Origin of the sequence: Shewanella sp. SP2S2-4, assembly GCF_031932025.1 — a bacterium.
GTDB classification, from domain to species: Bacteria; Pseudomonadota; Gammaproteobacteria; order Enterobacterales; family Shewanellaceae; genus Shewanella; species Shewanella baltica.
The window spans coordinates 86,066-107,590 of record NZ_JAUOER010000007.1 but is presented as its reverse complement, the minus strand read 5'-3'; the positions used below and the strand labels follow the sequence as shown (position 1 = coordinate 107,590).

General features: G+C 39.0%; 16 protein-coding genes. 9 read left to right on the top strand and 7 right to left on the bottom strand.

Features of this window, described 5'->3' with window-relative positions; genetic code table 11:
• Positions 1–44: 44 nt before the first annotated feature.
• Positions 45–521, bottom strand: coding sequence for a hypothetical protein (locus Q4Q54_RS07895; protein ID WP_311988148.1), 477 nt, complete (start codon positions 519–521; stop codon positions 45–47).
• Between the two features lie 416 nt (positions 522–937).
• Between Q4Q54_RS07895 and Q4Q54_RS07890 the strand changes: the two genes are divergently transcribed.
• The 5 genes from Q4Q54_RS07890 to menE all read left to right on the top strand — a co-directional run bounded on the left by Q4Q54_RS07890 (position 938) and on the right by menE (position 7,145).
• Positions 938–1,906 carry a LysR family transcriptional regulator gene (locus Q4Q54_RS07890; RefSeq protein WP_220591423.1) on the top strand — a complete coding sequence of 323 codons (969 nt, stop codon included), beginning with the start codon at positions 938–940 and terminating at the stop codon, positions 1,904–1,906.
• Positions 1,907–2,087: 181 nt separating this feature from the next.
• Positions 2,088–3,809, top strand: coding sequence for a 2-succinyl-5-enolpyruvyl-6-hydroxy-3-cyclohexene-1-carboxylic-acid synthase (menD, locus tag Q4Q54_RS07885; protein WP_259510999.1), 1,722 nt, complete (start codon positions 2,088–2,090; stop codon positions 3,807–3,809).
• On the top strand, positions 3,809–4,603 hold the full coding sequence (gene menH, locus Q4Q54_RS07880) for a 2-succinyl-6-hydroxy-2,4-cyclohexadiene-1-carboxylate synthase (RefSeq protein WP_311988147.1): 795 nt from the start codon (positions 3,809–3,811) through the stop codon (positions 4,601–4,603). Before menD ends, menH begins: the two co-directional genes overlap by 1 nt.
• A 27-nt stretch (positions 4,604–4,630) precedes the next feature.
• The gene (gene menC / locus Q4Q54_RS07875) at positions 4,631–5,728 is read left to right on the top strand and encodes an o-succinylbenzoate synthase (RefSeq protein WP_311988146.1); all 1,098 of its coding nucleotides are present in this window, start codon (positions 4,631–4,633) and stop codon (positions 5,726–5,728) included.
• Position 5,729: 1 nt separating this feature from the next.
• Complete coding sequence (gene menE / locus Q4Q54_RS07870; protein ID WP_311988145.1) at positions 5,730–7,145, top strand: o-succinylbenzoate--CoA ligase; 1,416 nt, start codon at positions 5,730–5,732, stop codon at positions 7,143–7,145.
• 4 nt (positions 7,146–7,149) lie between these two features.
• On the opposite strand, the gene Q4Q54_RS07865 is transcribed toward menE, so the two are convergent.
• Positions 7,150–8,379, bottom strand: a complete 1,230-nt coding sequence (locus tag Q4Q54_RS07865) for an EAL domain-containing response regulator (protein ID WP_311988144.1) — start codon at positions 8,377–8,379, stop codon at positions 7,150–7,152.
• A 327-nt stretch (positions 8,380–8,706) separates the two neighbouring features.
• Between Q4Q54_RS07865 and Q4Q54_RS07860 the strand changes: the two genes are divergently transcribed.
• The 4 genes from Q4Q54_RS07860 to Q4Q54_RS07845 all read left to right on the top strand — a co-directional run bounded on the left by Q4Q54_RS07860 (position 8,707) and on the right by Q4Q54_RS07845 (position 13,982).
• Complete coding sequence (locus Q4Q54_RS07860) at positions 8,707–9,333, top strand: response regulator transcription factor (protein WP_212599536.1); 627 nt, start codon at positions 8,707–8,709, stop codon at positions 9,331–9,333.
• The gene (locus tag Q4Q54_RS07855) at positions 9,330–12,929 is read left to right on the top strand and encodes an ATP-binding protein (protein WP_311988143.1); all 3,600 of its coding nucleotides are present in this window, start codon (positions 9,330–9,332) and stop codon (positions 12,927–12,929) included. The genes Q4Q54_RS07860 and Q4Q54_RS07855 overlap by 4 nt, the downstream gene beginning before the upstream one ends.
• Before the next feature lie 440 nt (positions 12,930–13,369).
• Positions 13,370–13,612, top strand: coding sequence for a hypothetical protein (locus Q4Q54_RS07850; protein ID WP_311988142.1), 243 nt, complete (start codon positions 13,370–13,372; stop codon positions 13,610–13,612).
• Between the two features lies 1 nt (position 13,613).
• On the top strand, positions 13,614–13,982 hold the full coding sequence (locus Q4Q54_RS07845; protein ID WP_311988141.1) for a hypothetical protein: 369 nt from the start codon (positions 13,614–13,616) through the stop codon (positions 13,980–13,982).
• 320 nt (positions 13,983–14,302) lie between these two features.
• Here the strand turns inward: Q4Q54_RS07845 and Q4Q54_RS07840 are convergent, their stop codons facing one another.
• From Q4Q54_RS07840 to Q4Q54_RS07820, 5 genes are read right to left on the bottom strand one after another with little or no spacing between them, the layout of a single operon-like run.
• Positions 14,303–16,402, bottom strand: coding sequence for a beta-prism lectin domain-containing protein (locus Q4Q54_RS07840; RefSeq protein WP_311988140.1), 2,100 nt, complete (start codon positions 16,400–16,402; stop codon positions 14,303–14,305).
• A gap of 26 nt (positions 16,403–16,428) precedes the next feature.
• The gene (locus Q4Q54_RS07835) at positions 16,429–17,466 is read right to left on the bottom strand and encodes a hypothetical protein (protein ID WP_311988139.1); all 1,038 of its coding nucleotides are present in this window, start codon (positions 17,464–17,466) and stop codon (positions 16,429–16,431) included.
• 2 nt (positions 17,467–17,468) lie between these two features.
• A complete protein-coding gene (locus Q4Q54_RS07830; RefSeq protein WP_263204335.1) occupies positions 17,469–18,185 on the bottom strand; it encodes a hypothetical protein in 717 nt (238 codons plus the stop codon).
• A 1-nt stretch (position 18,186) separates the two neighbouring features.
• Complete coding sequence (locus Q4Q54_RS07825) at positions 18,187–20,976, bottom strand: TcfC E-set like domain-containing protein (protein WP_311988138.1); 2,790 nt, start codon at positions 20,974–20,976, stop codon at positions 18,187–18,189.
• Entirely contained in the window at positions 20,973–21,518 is a 546-nt protein-coding gene (locus Q4Q54_RS07820) for a hypothetical protein (protein WP_311988137.1), read from the bottom strand. The genes Q4Q54_RS07825 and Q4Q54_RS07820 overlap by 4 nt, the downstream gene beginning before the upstream one ends.
• Between the last annotated feature and the right edge of the window lie 7 nt (positions 21,519–21,525).

Sequence of the window (21,525 nt, the reverse complement as noted above, 5' to 3'; positions counted from 1 at the left end):
AGAGGAGTGTCAGGGTTCGGAGTTACCCGAACCCGACGGTCGGATCAGACGGCTAACGCTTGCTTTAGGCTTTGTGTATCCCACTGTTTATGTTGGTTCATTTCAATAAAGTTGATATTGAACTTACTAAACAGCTTTTTCATTGGCGAGTTATTTTCTTTGCCAAAATCACTGATCACCATTTTCACTTCAGATGAGTCATGATCTATTAACACATAGTCTAGTCGGCACTCATGATTTAAATCAGCATCATGCTGGTCCATTTCAAATACAGTGTCTAGCGGGACATTACAGCAAACATCGTATTTGCCTTCCACTACGGTTTTTAAAGATTTAAAAAAGTTAAAACTTTGTTTATCGAACAGTACTGGTTTAAGTTTCATTTCATGATGTTCTGCCTCATCGGGGCCCGCTTTAAAAAACTTAATGCAGGTCATGACGAACATGACAAAAACAAATGGCACTGCAACAAACAGCACGAAATACATAAACGCATAGCTGAAAATGACTGAAGTATTCATAACGCCTCCAATAACCTATTTATTTTTTGTTATCTCCTTTAAAGCAACTTCAGTATTAACGTGAAGCGTTTTATTTTTTTTGACCCAGATCACACTTAACAATGGCAATTTAATAATAAACAACAAGTTAAGAATCAGATCTCATTACTATTTAGCGCAAATCTTGAATGTAAAAATTGATAATTGATAATTGATAATCGCCAATGTGAAATTAAACTATATGAATTTCACCTTTTAAAATTCCAAATTTATCTTTATCGCATTTTGAAATATAAAAAATATTAAATCTAAAAACGACACTAGCAGACTGCGATATTATAGTTTTGAAGTTGAGATATGTTTCACATTAAAATTATTTAATGACGCCATAATTAATCGTTCTTTAAAGTATTTGCTCGACAAAAGGAATATAAAAAATGCACATTAGTAACATGGATGGCCTGGATATTCTGAGTTTGAAAATACTCGTTTCATTATATGAGAACAAGTCTGCAACTTATGTATCTAAGGCCCTTGATATTCCGGCTCCTAAAATAAGTCGTAGCCTTAAAAATCTACGGGAAATTTTTGGTGATGAACTTTTTATTCGTCGTAAATACGGACTATTCCCTAATGAGTTTGCGACCCATTTATATCCAATCGCGAAAGAAGCCATTGAATGTACTGATAAGTTTCATAAGGCCAGAGCCGCAAATGCTAACTTAGTAAAGACGCATATAGAAATTGCAGCTCCCGGCTTAATTGCTTACGCTTTTCCGAAAGCATTAATGCAAGCCATTAAAGATGAACAGAAGCTGATGCACATTAATATCACGCCTTGGTCTATGCATACGACCCAAGATATTGTTAACGGTGATACTACACTGGGCATTTGCTGCAATAAAAGTACGGCAGATGTGGCCGCCTTTGGCGATAAACTCCTGACGACCACTTTGCAACGCATGGATAAGGTTTACCTTATTGCGAGCCGTAATCATCCTATTTTCAAACGGGAAATTACTTTAGAGACGATTGCAGAATATCCCTACGTCAATACCGACCTCGGTAATCCCAGCTCTAAGCTCAGTCCTTACCAAGAGTTTTGCCTGAAGAGCAACATTAAACTCAATACTGAAATTACCATTACCAGTATTTCAAGTTTGTTTGAATACCTAGGTGAGAGTCAGGCACTGTCGTTATTACCCTACCGCGTGGTTTACGAGATGGTGAGTGATGTGGCTGAGCTGCACACATGCCAACTGTCACAACACGAAGCCGAACGTTTATATGCTCATACTGAAGCGCCAACCATTTTCTTAGTGCAAAAAAATCAGCCAAGCAAAGTGAGTGATGATTTAGTGTGGCTAAGTGGGCAAATTAAAAAGATTGTTGACCATATTATTTAGCCCAAAGCCGCTTACGCAACGCTTAGATTAGCCACTGTACAGAGGTGATAGGCATCCCCTGCCTTAGCTTAGGCTCCACCTCAGCTCCCACACAAACCCGCCGAGAATTGTTAAGCCAAACATACATCTTGGAGCATAAACACGTTACACTAAGCCCATCTTTATCCTAATAGATTCAGCTATGCGGACCGAAAATACAGCCACTCTTAATCTTATTTGGGGCGCCCTTATTCTTGAGGAGTTAGCACGTCTTGGCGTGCAACATGTGTGTATGGCACCGGGCTCGCGCTCGACGCCGTTAACCCTCGCCGCCGCCCAGCAAACTAAACTCCAGCGTCACCTGCATTTTGACGAACGTGGACTTGGGTTTATGGCCTTAGGTCTGGCAAAAGCCAGCCGCGCACCGGTCGCTATCATTACCACCTCGGGCACTGCGGTCGCTAACTTGTATCCTGCGATTGTTGAAGCTTGGCTAACCCACGTACCTTTGATCGTCTTAAGCGGCGATCGTCCGCCGGAATTACTCGGCTGCGGCGCCAATCAAGCCATAGTCCAACCGGGAATTTTTGCGAATTACGCCACCCAAGTGAATTTGCCAACGCCGGATGCGCATATCGCACCGCAGGCATTGCTCACCACAGTGGATGAGGCAGTGGCGAATCAAACTCGTCCAGTGCACATCAACTGCATGTATCGCGAGCCCTTGTACCCGAGTGAACTCAGTGGCGTGATTCTCGATGCCGAATCGCCTTACCTCAAACCACTGCAAACTTGGCTGCAACTCGCCCGCCCGTATACTCAATACGGTAAGAGCAAACAGCTGAGCAGCCCCAGTGACGATGCCATCATGCGGTTCGTCCACGGTAAAGGCGTGATCGTTGTCGGCACACTCACACCCGAGCAAGATCCACAGCAGCTTATCGCGTTATCGCAAAAAATTGGCTGGCCTTTGCTTACCGATGCCCAGTCGCAACTGCGCCAACATCCCGCGGCAATAGGCAATATCGACCAACTGCTACAACATCCAAAGGCACGCAATCTATTACAAGAAGCGGATCGCGTACTCGTGTTCGGCGGCCGTTTATTGTCAAAACGCGTCATCAGTTATCTCGCCGAGCAGAATTGGCACAGCTACTGGCAGGTGTTACCCGAGCAAGACAGACTGGATCCGAGCCACAATGCGAAGCACATTTGGCATGCTAATGCAGAGCAGTTTGCGGCCTTGAACTGGTATCGTTCATCCTCAGCGAACTGGGCGAATACCTTAATCACCTATAACGATGAATTGCATAACTTATTTGTGCGTAATATCGATCAAGGGGAATTTGGTGAAGCGCAGGTGATACGCGCTATCGCCAACACTCGTCCCTTAGAACAGCAGCTTTTTATTGGTAACAGTCTGCCTGTACGCTTGTACGACATGTATGCCCCAGTCAGTTGCTGCACAGCGACCACTTATACCAACCGTGGCGCCTCTGGTATTGACGGCTTGCTCGCCACCGCTTGCGGCATTGCGGCCCACGAAGGCAAGCCCACCAGTTTGATCATCGGTGATTTATCGCAATTGCACGATCTCAACTCGCTGGCCATCGCCAAAGGCTTAAGCAGCCCGCTGGTGATCGTGATCCTCAATAACGATGGCGGTAATATCTTTAACTTATTGCCGGTTCCCAATGAACAAGTTCGCAGCGATTATTATCGACTCAGCCACGGCTTAGAATTTGGCTATGCCGCTGCCATGTTTAATTTGCCCTATAATCAGGTGGATAATTTAGCCGATTTTCAAGATAGCTATAATGAAGCGCTGGATTTTCAGGGGGCTTCAATCATTGAAGTCAATGTGAGCCAAAACCAAGCCAGCGACCAAATCGCCGCGCTCAACCTTTGGGTGAAACAAAGCTAATGCCAAACATGGCCCGTTACGGCGATCCTTCACTACCGACCTTAGTGCTACTACATGGCTTTTTAGGCACTAAGGCCGACTGGTTGCCGTTAATGCCTGCGCTAAGCCAGCACTTCCATTGTATTTGCTTAGATCTGCCGGGCCATGGAGATAATCAAGCTGAAGGGTCGACTGAAGCTAAACTCGATTTCGACTTTTGCGTCGAAAACATAATAGCGCGGCTCGATAGCCTTAATCCAAGTCCCGAACCGTTTCATCTCTACGGTTATTCCTTAGGCGGGCGTATTGCCTTGCACCTTGCAAAAGCCTATCCGCAGCGCTTGTTAAGTCTGAACCTCGAATCCTGCCATCCAGGACTGGTAGACCCGCAAGAAAAAACGGCCAGAACCAAGAATGATACCCAGTGGGCCGAGCGTTTATTGCATCTGGCTAGCAAAGATTTTTTAAACTTGTGGTATCAGCAGCCCGTATTTGCCGACATGACTGCGGCCAAACGTAAAGCATTAATCAAGCAAAGATCTGCCGTCTTAGATCAGCATCCCAAACAGCTGCTTAAAGAGGTATTCGTCGCCACTTCACTTGCGCGCCAAGCATCGATGTGGGATGTGCCTTCGCAACTTGCCTGTGAGTGCCATTTCTTTGTGGGCAGCCAAGATACCAAGTTCCACGCCCTCGCCCAAGAATGGCAATTACACGCGCCCATCCTCGTCCATAGTATTCACGGCGCCGGCCACAACATACACCAAGCAGCTCCCGAGGCATTAATCGCAACAATAGTTAAGCTGCTAGGGTAAATAACAGCATTTAAATGTAGGAAATATATGATCTTAACTTCGCTTAACCTGTATCAATATCGACTACCACTCGACGTATTATTGCCCGTCGGCAAGCAACGCATCGACCACAGGGCAGGATTAGTATTGCAAGCCTGCGCCAGCGCTAATGTTGGTGGTGAGTATAAACAAGTCGAAGTTGAAATCGCCCCACTCTCTGGTATAGATATCGATGAACAAGTCTTAGTGGGATTTAGCCGCGAAACACTGGCTCAAGTGCAAACGGCGTTAACTGAGTTATTACCCCAACTCTGCGGTCAGCATATCGATACCCTGCTGGATTACGCCGAGCAAAGTCCTTACCCTTCCTTGGCCTTCGGTTTAAGTCTGTTGCATGCCAAGTTAATGGGTAAGCTCGATGCTATCCGCCCACAAACCGCCACAGTCCCTTTGATTTATCATCCAACGGATGCGGGCAAAGACTTGCTCGATAACAAGATTGCGGCGCTCGGCATGCATGTTCATTCGGTGAAAGTCAAAGTCGCGCAAACCTCAATCGAAGATGAACTGAGCCTGATTTATGGCATTTTACGTACCCGCCCCGATCTCAAATTGCGTTTAGACGCAAACCGAGGGTTTACACTAGAACAAGCGATCGAATTTGCCGCTTGTTTGCCCCTAGACACCATCGAATACATAGAGGAGCCTTGTCAAAATCCACAGGATAATCTGGAGTTTTATCAAGCGATTGGCATGCCCTACGCCCTCGATGAATCGCTTAACGATCCCGATTATCAGTTTGCCATGCACAATGGCCTAACAGCGCTCGTCATCAAACCTATGCTGCTCGGCAGTATTGAAAAGCTAGCTAATTTAATCGAGACGGCGCAAAGCTATGGCGTGCGTTGCATTATCAGTTCGAGTCTTGAAAGCAGTTTAGGCATTAGCGATCTGGCCCATTTAGCCGCGATTCTCACGCCCGATGAAATCCCAGGACTCGATACCCTAGCCTTTAGCCAAGATTTAGTCGTGTCATCGGGTAAAAAACACTGCCTTACTCTGGCGCAACTTGAGCCTATTGCACAACACGCCATTGATTCAACGCAGCAAAGTGATTTGGGTGCAGCCAAGCGTGAGGAAAACTAGTTTGTCTGACACCCGCCTATCGAAGTCGCTAGCACTGTCCCCCGTGCACCAAGCCGCACTGGCGTTTCCACAGCAGACGGCCATCAAATTGGCGGGACAAGGCATTCGTTACTCTGAGCTTAGTCAACGCGTTATCGCACTGGGTCAGCAGCTAAGAGCAGCAGGCATCGCAGAGGGTGAGCCACTCGCCTGTATTGCATTGAATAATCTCGAGATGATTTGCCTCTATTGGGCCTGCATCGATATCGGGGCGATCTTTTTTCCTATCTCACCTCGTTTTCCTCTCGCGCAGATCCAAGGTTTAATCGATGAACATCAGATCCGCTATGTTTGGAGTGCTGAGGTTTGTGAACTACAGAATTGTCATCACTTGCGCTTAAATTTTAATCGCATTAGCAGTGACTTGGTCCAACCTGTCGACTTTACTAGTCCAGCTAATGTGATTTTAACTTCAGGCTCTAGTGGCTTTCCCAAAGCGGCGGTGCATTGCTTAGCGAATCATATTGCCAATGCCGAAGGTGCCCGCAGCTTAATCCCACTCGAACAAGGTGATGCCTGGCTACTCTCCTTGCCCTTATTCCATATTGGCGGTCTTGCGATATTAAACCGCTGTGCCTTAGTCGGTGCCAGTATTGTCATACCAGATCAAGCGCTAAGTCTTGGTCAGCAGATTGACCAAGATCAGTTGACTCACATATCTCTCGTTCCCACACAACTGAGTAAGTTATTAGCCGATACAAGTAGTAAACTTAAAAGTATCAAAGCCCTATTGCTGGGCGGCGGCGCAGTCTCAATTGACTTACTCCAACAACTTAAGCAACGCAATATCGCCAGTTACACCAGTTACGGCATGACGGAAATGGGCTCGCAGATCACCACAGGTCACGCTTTAAGCGACGGTAGCAGTGGCAAACTACTCCCCAAACGTGAGCTCAAAATCGAAGACGGTGTAATTTTGGTGCGCGGCGAATGCCTGTTTATGGGTTATCTCACGGCGGATGGAATACAAAAGTGCGTTGAGCAAGATGGCTGGTTTTACACCAAAGACAAGGGCGAATGGGACGAAAATGGTAATCTGCACATTCTTGGCCGCGTCGATAATATGTTTATCTGCGGCGGCGAAAACATCCAGCCAGAAGAAATCGAAGCCGCGCTTAAACAACATCCACAAATAGACGATGCAATCGTTTTCGCCATACCAGATGTACAATTTGGCAATCTCCCTGCCGCCATCATTCGCGGCAGTTTAACCCACCACCCAGAGTCGATTGCAAATACGCTCGAACTGTTCCTTGCCAACAAAATCGCCCGCTTCAAACGTCCAAGACAGTATTATGTATGGCCAGAAAATAATGAACAAATAGGACTGAAAGTGAACCGAAAATCCTTGATCCGTGAGCTAACAAAAACAAGTTAGTCCACTAAAACTCAAGGCTAAGCTCCTGTAGTTCTTTAAGCTGTAAACTCGCAGGAAAAAAACGTTGGATAAATGTTTGCTCATCAATAGGACGAGAAAAACAAAAACCCTGTCCAATCGTACAGCCAAGCTGTTGCAACAATACTAATTGGGAATTTGTTTCAATACCTTCTATCACTAACTCCATATTAAGTGCTTGTGATAACGCTATCACGCTGGAAATTGCGGCTTGGCACCTAGGCTCAACACTAAGTTCACGCACAAAACAACCATCTAATTTAATTTGTGAGAAAGGCAATTCGCATAAACGTGCCAATGAAGAATGTGCAGCACCAAAATCATCAATCGCCAATTCAAATCCTAGCATTCGCAAACGGATTAAATTCTCCATATTCACTGCTGGCGCAGCCAACAAACCCGTCTCAGTAATTTCGAGGGTAATACATTGAGGAAGAATGTTAAATTTCTTTACCATATCGACAATCTGATACACTAATTTAGTCGAATTGAGTTGAGAGATATCGAGATTATAGGCGAGAGAAATCTGATTTCCTTGTTGTTGTAGTTGCTGTTGCAGAACACAACCTTGCTTAAACAGCTGCAAGAAAAGTTCATCGAGTAAGCCGTATGAAATGAGCGGCTCAATAAATACACCTGGACCTACAATCCCAAAATCTGGGTGATTCCAGCGCGCAAGCATTTCAGCACCTTTCAAGCTAAAACCGGCGACATCAAACTTAGGTTGATAAAAACCAACGAACTGACCCAGCTTTAATGCCTGTTCAAAATCTTCAAATGCGAAGCGAGTACAAACAATCGGACGGGAAGCAGTCTGACGCTTTTCAGTGCGACTATTAGTAAATCTATCAAGCATTCGCTGTAGATTCTCCACTGAGGGGCATTTTTTTAAATCTCCAAGGTATTCAAAATTAAGCATTTTAATCATCTGTGATACAGCTCGCCTGAGCTCTTTATCAATACTACTAAATAATGCAACTGAAGCTATACCGTACTTCGCTTTAGCTTTACGCAAAAAAGATAACCCATCAATACCGGCCATCATAAGATCGCAAATCACAATATCAGCATTATGATGCTCATCAAGCCAAGCAAGCGCATCTTGAGCTGCGCCAAAGGCAAAGACTTCAACATTGGCAAGAGACGCAAGATTATGCTCAAGTACTGCCCGCTGAAAGGGGTGATCTTCTAACACAATCACTCTTACCTTATCCATTGAATATCCTCAAAATTAAAATAATTTACAGTAAACAAACATTTTTGATCGCTGGCACATAAAATGTAGCAACTTTAAGCTAGTATGATTAGTGTGGCGTTTCAAACAATTGAAATCTGATTACGCGAAACAACCACACATAAAAGTTGATACTCTAGCAGAATGAGATTTTTTTGATGATTAAGTCCACTCTCTTCATCTATTCTACGACTATTATTCATTAAGCATCACCGAACAAAATGTAGGAAAAATCCTAATCACTTGAATTTATTTCACACAAGTGACTTACAAGGATAGAATCAAACTCAAATCGTCGCGGAGTTATAAATGAAGAGAAAAATATTAATAGTAGATGATCATCCAGTTGTTGTTTTAGCACTGAAAATCATTTTGGAACAAAGTGGTTTTGAAGTGATTGCAGAAACCAATAATGGTGTTGATGCGTTAAAACTCATTAAAGAACTCTCACCCGATGCTGTCATTCTCGATATTGGCATCCCCCAGCTAGATGGATTAGAAGTGATAGAAAGATCAAGAAATCTAGTTAAGAGCCCTCCGATACTAGTATTAACTGCACAACCATCAGATCACTTTGTCTCCCGCTGTATTCAAGCCGGCGCTTCAGGTTTTGTCTCTAAACAAAAGGATATGAATGAAGTCACTGGCGCGCTTAGAGCAATTCTCAGTGGTCATTCCTATTTCCCTATTGTTAACAATAGCAACATAATATCTAAATCCAGTCAGGATGAAGTTGAACTTATAAAAAAACTCTCAACTCGCGAAATGGCAGTTCTTCAACAATTAGCGGTAGGTTTATCGAATAAAGAAATAGCCGAACGTATGCTGCTCAGCAATAAGACTATAAGTACATATAAAACACGATTACTTGAAAAGTTAAACGCAAAAACCTTAGTAGATATAATTGACATAGCTAAAAGACACCAATTAATATGAATAAAACTAATCACGTGTTTTTTTATACTATCTTTTTGTTACTACCACTATTCTTACCTTTTTTATTATCAGCACATGCTGTAAATGCACCATACTATAAATTAAGTGGGCACCCTAATCTACATCCAGAACAGATAACACTTAGTAAAGAAGAACGTGATTACGTTAATAATAAGGCAACACTTAAAGTAGGGATCTCTGCACCTGATTATCACCCATTTGACATGACTATGAATGGAGAAAGTCAATATTATGAAGGGATAAGTGCAGACAACCTACAACTGATCAGTAAAATGCTTAACATCAATATCGATATTATTCGGTATCCCACTAGAGAAGAGGTCATTAGTGCCGTAAAAACTGGTGAAATCGATTTATTAACTACAGCAAATAACTACGAAGAAAATAGCGGCCTGATTCTTTCTACTCCGTATATTACAGATAGGCCTACAGTTTTCAGAAACATATCATTAAAAGGTCCGATCAAATCAATTTCAGTGGCCTATGAATACCTGCCAGATGATTTAGTGAAGCAAAAATTACCTGCAACAACACTTGTGACCTATCCATCGAGGCAAGCCGCGGTTGCAGCCGCAGCATTTGGACAAACTGATGCAGTTCTCATTGATCTTGCATCGGCTAATTATCTAATAAATAATGTTTACTCTGGAAAACTCACATTCGAAACCTCACTTCAGATTAATTCGAAAGGAACCGCGTTTGCGATTGCACCAAGCAACACTATTTTATTGACAGTTTTAAACAAAGCAGTGAGTTCAATATCGCTAGATGAAAATAGACTCATCAGAAAGCGATGGAGTGGTGGTGGATTTATTATACCAGAGCTAAATGAATTACCTAAATTTATTGACATTGAAAATCAGTGGATAAAAACACATAAAAAAATTAAAATGGTTGTTAATGAATACATGGCCCCATTAACATATATTGATAATCTAGGTAAGCCGGCAGGGTATGCCATAGAAACTGCAGAGCTGATTAGCTTATATTCTGGCATCGATTTCGAATATGTTGTCACCAAATACTTTTCAGAACAACAAGAACTATTGACTGATAACCAAGATATTTACCTAACAATACTCACACCAAACACAAAAAGGTCTGAGGATTTTATATTTTCTAAAGAATTCTCAACTTCTCCGTATGTTTATGTGCAACAGAAAAATACTGAAAACTCAATACTCCCAATTATAGCGGTACCTAAAGGTCATGCCGTTGAAACAGAAGTACGTCAACATCTAAAATTTAGAGGATTATTGCTCACGAGTAATTATATTGAAGCTTTAGATAAAGTTAAAAATGGCTCAGCTGACAGTACAATTATCCCTTTAAATGTTGCGGACTATTATACAAACAGCTATTTCAATGACCAACTTGAAGTTAGCCATGTGGTGAATGAAATACCGGATGTTACGGCGGCATTTGCACTAAAAAAATCCGAATTTATACTTCAAGAGATCCTCAACAAGACCTTATTAACCATTCCTCCCAATGAGCTACAAGTACTTGAAAATCGCTGGAGGCTAAATACGTTACCTGCAAACCAAACATGGAAAGACTATCGTTATACTATATATACCATTCTTATTGCCGCAACAATACTCATTTTAGCCTCAATTGGCTGGGCATATTATACTCGTCGTCATTATAAAAAGCGTCTTGAAGCCAATCGAGCGCTTGATTCTCAATTATTGTTTATGCAAGAAATTGTAGATGGTATTCCTCATCCTATATATGCACGCAATAAGGAGATGGAACTTATATTATGCAATGAAAGCTATGTCGATGCTTTTAAGACTACGCGTGAAAACCTGCTTGCTAGAAACATCACAAGAGAAGCGCTAAAAATAAGCGAAGCAATTGAAATTGAAAAAGAGTATGCCAATATTTTAAAGACTGGTATATCCTACTTCAAAGATAGAGAAATGCATATAAATGGTGTAAAGCTAAATGCTTACCATTGGTTTAAACCGTATAGGGATGCAAAAGGGGAAATCGAAGGTATCGTTGGAGGCTGGATTGATATTAGTGACAGAATAAAACTTCTAGAAGATCTTCAGCTGGCAAAAAATTTAGCAGAAAGTGCAAATGAAGCCAAAAGTACATTCTTAGCAACTATGAGTCATGAAATTCGTACACCTATGAATGCCATCATAGGTATGCTTGAATTAGCCTTAAAAAGTGCTAATTCTAGACAGGTTGACTTAAATTCAATAAAAGTTGCTTACGACTCAGCCAATGGCTTGCTTGAACTTATTGGCGATATTTTAGATATCGCTCGCATTGAAGCGGGTCAACTCACGCTATCACCTGTTAGAACGGATCTAAAATCAATTGTGGCGTCTGTAGTTAGAGTCTTCAATGGTCTAGCCCATCAAAAGAGAATAAAACTAGAATTAGATTTCGATAATAAGATTAAGCAAGATGTATTGGTCGATCCCATGAGAATTAAACAAATACTGTCAAATTTGATCGGCAATGCCATTAAATTTACCAACAAAGGTTCAGTGTCAATAAAGGTATATGTTGGTGATTCTGTTAACGAACAAGTTTCATATATCTTCACAGTCAAAGATACTGGTATAGGAATATCTGTTGAAGACCAAAAAAACCTGTTTAAACCTTTTTCACAAGGGCATGGTTCCCACAACAATTATGGTGGAACGGGACTTGGCCTAATGATATCGAAATCCCTTTGTGAGATGATGGGTGGCTCTTTACATTTACAGAGTGAGGAAAACTCAGGTACCGAAGTCAAAATGGAACTTAATCTAAAACAATTGGATAATTTAGATGACATTATAGAATCTCCTGCAGTAAGAGTTTCTCAATCTAAAAGTTCATTTCAAATCCTTATTGTCGACGATCACCCAGCAAATCGCTTACTACTTGCCCAACAACTCCGCTATCTAGGACACTCTGTAGATGAGGCTGATAATGGTGAGCTGGCACTAAAAATGTTTAGAGAACATGAATACCAGTTCATAGTAACAGACTGTAATATGCCAGAAATGGACGGGTACGAGCTCAGTAAAAGAATCCGCCAGCTAGAAGAAACATTCAGATTCAATACTTGTATTATTATTGGGTATACTGCTAATGCACAGATAGAAGTAAAACAAACCTGTCTAGATGTAGGAATGGATGAGTGCCTATTTAAGCCGATAGGCCTTACAGAACTAGATCAAACACTCAATAATTTTGCAGAGCGAGTACAAAATGAAAGCAGTAAAAAATATTGTGACTTTGATGTCAATTCTCTCCTTAAACTCACTAATAACAACACAGAACTAGCAGCTAAACTTCTGCGAGAACTAATATCATGTAATACAAGTGACTTAGAGAGTATTTTAAATTCAATTAAAATCGAGGATTTTAGTCTCACTAAAAATCTTGCACATAAAATAAAAGGTGCGGCAAAAATCATTGACGCTAATACCTTAATTTCTGTCTGCGAACAAATAGAGATTTCTGCTAGTTCTGAAGCAATGACACAACTATCGACTCAACTCGAACATTGTATTCTCTCGCTTGAGAACGAAATAAATATTTTTTTACTACAGACTAAACATTAAAATATGCAATATGAGCAAAATTTTAGTCTAGTCACTTTTTCACACATTTTCCGAGAACACTTAGTAAAGAGTACAAGTGTTTTTAACACCTTGCTAAATGAGAAAAATCACTTAGCAAGGTGAATCATGTCAACAAGAATAGATGTAAAATCGTTAATGCTAAATTAAAAACTGAAGCATTGATGTTTGCCGACATGATTAGTTATCCGCAGTGATCGGAGAACCCGCATGATGTAAGGGCGCAGAATATCTGGGCATAAATCAACTTCTGCAGCACACGAAGCTGAGTTACCATTGAAGTAGTAGCTTGAAACCTTGTCATAAATCGAATCAATATCCCAAGACGAACACCTCTTATAGATTTATCCATAAAATTGGCACTCACATGAATAGTGAACTAGAGTAATAATTAGAAAAATTATTCATTAGAGGAATATGCCATGAACTCAGCTCTCTATCTTATCATTCTGACTGCCGCAATCCACCCACAAGCGAGCAATAACATCACTTTTTCAGGAGTAGTTCCAGGGGAAACCTGTAATATTGACAGCTTAACAGATGCAGACATTACAAAAAAATCAACAATAAATTTGTGTGATAAATTTATAAATACAAAAGTCTACACTAAAAATGTAGACATAAATGATACGAAAAATGAAATAATAGTCATAGAGATTAAATAAAATGACTATGCTAAAAATATTATTTCCGATATTTTTACTCACTCCATTTCATTCATGTCAAGCGATAACGCTATTAACAGGAAGTAAAGCAGTTAACTTAAGCCAAAGCAAAGTAGCTGTTTGGCTAGCAAACAATCGAAATAAAGAAATTAACTTAAAAGTTTGGGTATCAGACACTGATGACTTCACAAAACCCAGCGATAATTATACTGTTAACATTGTAAAAAATGAGCTTAGTATAAATGGAAGAACGTTAGTATATATACAAGCGAAAAATATAGCGGTTCATGATGAAAAAACAGCTAAAATATGTATTTATGAAGAAATGGAATTAGCCAAGCCAAGATTAACCATTATGTCAATGGAATAGTTTGAAGCATAATCATCATTATTTTATACTGATTACGTTAAAACCTATTTTTATCTACAATATATTACAAAAACATACGAAAATGGATAATTGACGACATTAGATATTAATAGTTAATGAGGCTAATAGTAAAATTTTATTGTACTCATTAAATTACCTTAACGATAAATTGTGTCGAAAGGTTAGCAGAGTACAAAATTAGATAAATATTTGTCTAATTGAAAAATTGAGATTACACATATATCAGACTCTGTCAGATTCAATTAAAGGTCAAAGCCCCAAGTATATTTTAGACTTGGGGCTAAACTATTATGCTACACTCAATTGCTCTTTTCAGTAGCAACCCTTATACCATGTAAATATCCTGTCATACCAGTGGAATATACCGTCACTTCAGTAAGCCTTTCATTTGAAGGTATATCGATAATAAAATCCTGTACACTAGTCAATGAACTACTTGTTCCCTTAGTTCCACAGCCACTTTCATTGCCAAGAGTGTTTACGACACCAAAATAACTAATTACTCGCTTAGGATCTGAAACATACTGGTAAAGCCCTGAACGAATATGTAATTTAGTGATAGACGTTCCTACTGACAAATTCATTATACTGCCACCAGTTCCACCTATATAATTCGAAGAAGAGACACCTAATGCATCCACAATTAACCCACTACGACAAAAAATGTCATTACCAGCAGAAAAGTTAAATGTCTTATTAAATAAGGGGCTGCCATTAAGATAGGTTAAAGTACCATATGTCCCTTTTAAATCTGCGCCAGTAAAATAAATTAACTTATTTACTGTCTTTCCATCGAGGGGGTGACCTACTTCAGAAAGTTTAAACTGCAATTGATATTGTCCAGTCTTAAACCCTGCATGAAAAACTTGTTCGCCATTTCCTTTTGGCGTAGTGGTAAATGTAACATCACTATTCGTTAAAGTAACATCCCCAAGAAATGGTTGAAAAACTGACTCAGTTTTACCTCTATAAAAAACTGAATAATCAAATGATGTTGCCGTTTTCACAGTTTGTGGTAATGGAATTTCAATAAAATATCCGCCCATGTCAGAATCATCGGAAACACATGTTACATAGGCAAATTCATGTGAGAATAGTTCAACAGGCACATCAGAACTACGCATGTCAATTGCACTATAAGAGATCCCTTCAATTAACGGTGAACTGGACCAGTATTGCTTTTGAGTTGGCCAGTTTCCGACTAATATTCCAGTACTCTTCAGCTCGATGAGCTCATTCAATGTTGGTAATCTTCCCCCCTTAGCTTGACAAAAACCGGTTGCAGCCGTGTATGAAAAACTAGCAGCCGTAAATATTCCATCACTTCCCGGAATATCATTTTCTGAGCTTGGTTGGTAGCTTAAATCTAAAAATTGAGCTTGATCTGAGCTCAGTGGGGCAGAAAAACTAACTGAAGTCGTTGGAACTACAATATCAGAGTAATAATTGACCACAGTAACAGCTATGTTAGCCGAAGCAAAACCTGCATTATGATCTGTCACAGTATAAGTAATATAATAAACACCCGGGATAAAGGATTTAAATTTAATTTTTGTATTAGTGACATCCTCAGGAAATGCAACCGTTGCTAGACCATTAAAAGAATGGACATCATACAACTGAATGCTACCACCATCGGGATCTGATATATAATCGCTAACATCAATAATAACTTCTACACCGGGCTTAATGACCTGAGGCGCAACTGGATAAGAAAAATTTTGAGCGAGTGGAGCGGTATTAATCCCTTTTGAAACAGCGACATCTATGCTTCCAAGATAAACAGCGCCTGCATTATCTTTCATCTCATATAAAATTCTAGTAATACCAGATTCTTGTGCAGTGTAGTTAATTTTGCTATTTGCCACATCGACAGTTGAAGTTCCTGAACCAAGAACAGTTACATTGTCGGCTATAGTTAAACCAGCGGCAGTGACATCAATAGTACCAAAAGCATATTCTGCCAATGTAAGGCTTAATGGGGGCAATTGTACATTTTGTGCACTTGAACTCTCAACAAATACAGAACGACTAATTGCGCTTTTTTTGATGTTTTTGCTATTTTTTACCGTATACTTGAATAAACAAGAACCATCCTCAGTAGAGGTAACCTTAAAGCCATTAGTTTCCCTTAGTACATTCTCACAAAATTTATCACCTGTAAGTAATTCTAATGAATCTAAATATATATCCCCACCATCTGAGGATGCTGTAAATGGACCTAGATCAATAAAACCTTGCTCATTTGTTTTAAAAACATGAATAGTATCAATTGCCGATACATTGACATCTATTACATCAGGTTGGGTAGGATTTGAAGGAAGAGTATTACTTTCACCATTCTCACCACAGCCAGCAACTAGAAATAACATTAATATAGGGAAAATAATATGTCTCATTATAGCCTCGAATTAATTTTTCAAAATTAGAAATCAGCTTCAAATAGGATGGTGAAGCTATCTGTATAGATACCACTTTCAACATTCGCTGCTGCAATATTTTCGTACGATACATTCAATACAAAAGCAATATTTTTTTTATTTCCTGCAACCGAATTCAATATTGTTGATTTGTCAGAAAGAGAAAGAACCCCTCCAGAAACTAACCTACTATCTGTGCATGCAGCACCTACACAACTAATACTATATGGAATAGTATTAGTTAATGTTAAACTGCTAAGATGATAGGTTCTATCTTGCAAAATCATTTTCATACCTTTATCAAAATTTCCGGTTGCATTCACTTGGAAATCTGTAGTAGCAGACACAGTTTTTTGGATTTTGTCATAAACTGGTACTAGTACCCCTCCACCATTAATTACAACCGTACTAATGTAAGAAGGATTATTAAATATCTGAATTGCAAAAGATTGTCGAATATCTCTATAAGTTAATGCTCCGCTTGAGGAGTAGTAATAATAACGAATAGTAAAAGGTATCACTCCCGAATATTGACCTTTAGGCTTTTCATAAAACAGTTCAAGCAACGCTGTTTCATCAAAATAGAATAATGGACGCAGGAAAAAAAATGGCGTTTTTGAAACACCATTATTAATCAATTTATTATAAGTACAATTCCCCGTCCCAGCCAAATGGACTACATTGCCAAAAGCGATACTAGTATCACAAATTTGTTGTGTGCCCGGATTATCTATTACATCAGCAATTGAATTACTACCTGCATTATACTCTATACCTGTAATAGTTAATGGAAATGTAATAGTATTACCACCATTGCTCAGCGTAATAGAGGATAATGGCTGAGGAGATGCCATAAAACCTGGCCGCCATTTCGTTGTAGGCGTCAAACCACTCTGAGGTGACCAAGTGCTTAACGTGTTCTGACCTTGAGAAGAAACAAGGTTATCCCAAGTTAATTGACCATTCGCAACCGTTCCATTCAGGGTAAAACAAAATCCAAACGACATAGGCAAGAGTAATAAAATAGTTAATAAAATTTTCATGATCATAATTGTGATTCCGGCTCTAATGCAATTTCTCGCTTATAACTCTCATCATGATTATATATTGAGGCATTAACCTTTATTGCTTTCATATATTCAGGAATGTTAAACGTTCTAAAACGTCCTGCAATCACTCTTTCCTGTACTCTACAATCCATAGTCTTATCCATTGAGCAACGATCAATAACAAAAGTCAGCATCGTATTACCTTTGTTAAAGATCTCAATCACACTGCCATTTCTTTTTATGCTATATTGCATATCGCTTTTTTCTGCAGGTACTACGTAGATAACAGAATATCCATAATTTACTTGAACAGCATTTTCTTGTTCTTCACCTTTTTTTAAATAAGGTGAAGGCTCAAACACTATACTAAACGTCCTATCTTTCGTTTTGTCACACTTTACCTTATGACAAAGTGAACGTATGCCAACATCCTTAACTCTGCTTGGTTCAAGAATTAATTTAGGGCTCGTCGTCATTATCTGCCAACTCTGAATATTTTGCTTCGTATACTCAGTACGTATAACCTCACCAGCATTATCCGTTGTAATTTCGAATATGGACGTTTTTATAAAGCTAGTTTTAGGGAGATCATTTGTTACCGTAACTACACCATTACCTTTAGTATCAGAGAGTAGAAACATAGTATCAACCTTCAAAGCGTTTGCACTAAAACTAAAAGCTATCACTATAAGAAATAAAATTATTCTTTTCATACTATTGACCTTTACTGTTTTCACGCATCGCTAAGGGTTGATTTATTACATCTAAACTATGATTTTCTTTCGCATAAAGTTGAATACTATCAATAATAGACTGTTGTGCGCTCGAAAGTGTTAGTGATTCTTTATTATCTAAAAGTAAATATAAAGCTATGTCAGAACCAATTTTTCTTTCATATATCTTACTATCAAGTAACGTTAATTGCTTAATCTGAGCTTGAACAAGTTTACTATCATCAAAGGTTCCAACATAGTAAAGCTCCGAATCCTTAGATAAGCGCTTATTGGGCACTCTTACAAATGTTCTTGGTATCGCGTCAGGTAAACAATAGTTATCACCAAAATTCATGTATTCTGTATTAGCATATTCACTAGGCACTAAGCACCTATCTAGACCTGCATATAGTGCAAATTCAGTACCTTCCATAAGTGTTACACGAAAAACACCATCCATCAGTTTAGTCACATCAATACAACCAAAGCCTTTACATTCAACCTCTTCTACCGGTTCATCGAAAACATCGGAGAAGGAACTCACAAAGGTAACGACTGGTTTTAATTTTGGCTTTATGACAACAACACTACCTGGGTAAGTAAACCCATCAAATCCTAGATCACCTTTGTTGTGCAGTGAAACACTTTCAGTATCGATATTGATGTTATAACTATCATATGTACTAATCGGTATTACTTTACTGTCATCGTAAATAAACTGCTTATTTTCCAGTTTATTATTTTTTCGTATTGTAACAAAGCCATAAGCCTCATTCCCATCTGGAACTATTTCTTTAATATCAGAATCAACAATTGCATATGCATCGGAACGTAGGTTAATAAAATGAATATTTTGGTTAGTGATTATCTGGCTACTTGAAAGGTTGCCTGATATGCCATAATTTCCATCACTATTTGTGTACATATTTGCACCAGCCCTAAACTTGTCTGCTGCAGCTGATATCTGACCATGGGCCTCATTAATCGTTTCATTTCTCGAATCAGAATAGACAGAAGCAAGTTCAAGAGAACTATTCACATTCTGGTAATCAATAATATCATTCCTTACAATCCGACCTCTGAATTCGTTTCCTAAATCGGAACTATTATATGCACTTAATTTTGTCTCCCACTTACTTCCGAATGGAATTTGTAGCGTAAGAAAAAAAGAATTATTGTCAGTTACATGATCATAATCAACTGTGATATCGACCCTAGTATTATAAGGTAAATTATACCCGGCACCTATGGTAGAAACGCCATACTCTGTATAAACATTGCGACTTAAAGGTGACTGATAGCTACCACGACTATAAGTATAATAAGTATTAATTCCATTATCGAAAGTATAAAATAAATTGCCTGATATTTTTTTATATTCTAAAGCCCCCATTAGATAAGCGGCTAAGGTATCGCCACTTTCGTTTTGGTCAAATCTTTCATACTGGACTGAAAAATACTGTGTAGCAAACACTAGGTCCAGTGAGATTGCACTAGCACTATACATTGATATAGAACTATTAAGACTACTGCCCATAGGTAAATACCATTGGCTACCAATAACTGCCATCACGCTGTTATTAGAAATCAATCCTCCGCCAGCGACAACGAGTGAGTCGAGTAATCGGTTAGAATAAAGCGCACTAAAAAATGAGGAATTATTAAAATTAGATTCAAGTTCAACTATTGGTATATCGTTATTTTCAAAGTCGATTGTGTCCGTAAACAAAGATCTTGAACCATTCATCAAGCCTGCAGTGAATAAAAAATCACCCTCGCCAACATTAGGGATATTCATTGTCTCATTAAAGATCGTTTTCTTCTCTGAAGACACCACAGTACCAGCAACTACAACTTGAATTTCAATATCATAACGACCAGTCGGCATCTCGCTGTATGAAATAAAACCTTGCCCTCCTGATATGGATTGCTGCTTTATCACTCGCCCCTCTCGAGTTATCCTTAGCTCGCCAGCGGATGGAGCAAAATAGTATAGACGCTCATAACTACGCTCATTATTCAAAATAAGATTATTTGTTGTACCATAGTTAACAGATGTCTGTTTAATATAACGTGTTGGGCTAATCATGTTAGTAGAATTAAAAGATACGCCGTTATTAAACTGCCCAACATATAATCTATTGTTATCATTAAATGAAACATCGTAAGATAGCTCATAAAATTTATTAACCGAATCACTCACAGTAAAATCAGAGGTTATATGGCCATAGGGCAAACCTTGAATTGATTTATTATTCAAAGCAAATGAAGAAGTGGATTCATTATAAATATTAGCAAATAAATCAACGTGATTTATAAATGCATTATCTTTATTGTATGATTTAGCATGCTCAACCTCTACCATAGGTTTATCAAGATATTTTCCATTGATAAATACCGTTAGCAATGATGCTTCATAGTCGTAATAAAACTCATATTCTGTAGGGACGACTGCGCAATCGCTGATATATCCTTCACATGCACTGGTATTTTTTATACCTATAGCAAGATCGGCCAATATTTTTTGTGATATTTCCTCTGAAACCCTATTTTTCACAAAATAATTTTTCAATTGCACTATTGAATTAAAGGGATCTTTTGGTAATTTCACCGTATCATAATTTACGTTTAGGTTTATACTACTACCTGTTGTATCCTCAAGTCCTTTTATTGATACTAAGCGCTCATTAAATTCAAACAGTTCTGCAAAGCCTTCAGGTATGCTCGAGTCAGACCAAGAATTCCCAGTAAAAAAAATAGCTAATATAACGAAAAAATTGCAAATTTTCATATGTTAAATTCAACCCTGACTGAAATATTTCCCGAGCAACTACCTTCACTAAGATTTGTGTTTGCCATTTCTAAAAAGCTAATATCTACTGGATAATAACCTTCCCACAGCGCATTATTCTTAATATTAAATTTAGAAATTGAAATGCGACCATTAACAGGGATCGCAAAGCCATCAATGCTAATTTTTGCAAAACCAAAGGTATCAGATTCCAATGACGATACCAGTGTAGTGACTTGATTTAAACTATTTACACATACTAAAGTGTTATCTGTCATCAATATGGAAAAACCATTGTTTGCATCTTGATCCGAAACGCTTGTCAATACTGACATATTCGTTTTGACATTAGTAAATGTTCGAATATTTTTATCAAAAACTACGGTTAATATTTCTGGAACAAACCTAACATCTAAAAACTCACCTGCTGCAAATTTATTCTTATCTATCTCTGTTGTCAGTTGAACTTGCCTTGCAATAGGTACGGCCTCTGAATGAGGCGATATGAGAATAAAAATTAGCATTATAATAAAGATAAACACAATCTTC